Annotated in this window: 1 protein-coding gene; it reads right to left on the reverse strand. The window is 29.0% G+C overall.

From position 1 onward, the window contains the following. On the reverse strand, positions 1–665 hold a 665-nt coding region (locus Q428_RS14245; protein ID WP_035382124.1), incomplete at both ends, for an Rpn family recombination-promoting nuclease/putative transposase.

The raw sequence follows: 665 nt of genomic DNA on the forward strand, positions 1-665 counted from the left end.
TTCTTCTATTCCCTCTTCTCTGACTTTTTCAAAGGTCTCTTTTATTGTCTTTGATATGTTAGAAGTCATAATCATAACCTCCTCTTTATTTGCTATCAAAATATCCTCTATTTTCTCACCTAATTTATCCTTTAACTCATCTGATAAGGTATTTCTTAACCAATGCCTTAGCATCATCTTTTGTTCTTCACTTAAATTGTTAAAACTTAAAGCTACTTCCTTTACTCTGCTTATAAATTCCTCTATGTCAACCTTCTGATCCAATAAAAATACTGCAGAGGCTATATTCCCTATCTTCATTAATTCTTCTTTTTCATATTTATTTATATCTATCAGTATATACTCGAAATCAATTACATTGTCTCCAAATAACTCACTCTTGCTTATAACATTTTTAAATCTTCTCTCAACTGTCCATTTATATTCTCCATTATACAATACTAAAGGTACTATTGCAGGTAGTTTAAAATCTTTGCTCTTGATTTTTGTTTTTTCTGTATCCCTTAAAATTCCCCTCCATATCTCTGCCATGTATAAAAACAATCTTATGGGCATACTATAATCAACATATGATTGAAACTCCAATAATATATAAAAGATTACTTCACTGTTATCTATTACTGCCTTATAGACTATATCAGATTCTAATTCTTCATAATCTGATA

Source organism: Fervidicella metallireducens AeB, assembly GCF_000601455.1.
Lineage (GTDB): Bacteria > Bacillota > Clostridia > Clostridiales > Caloramatoraceae > Fervidicella > Fervidicella metallireducens.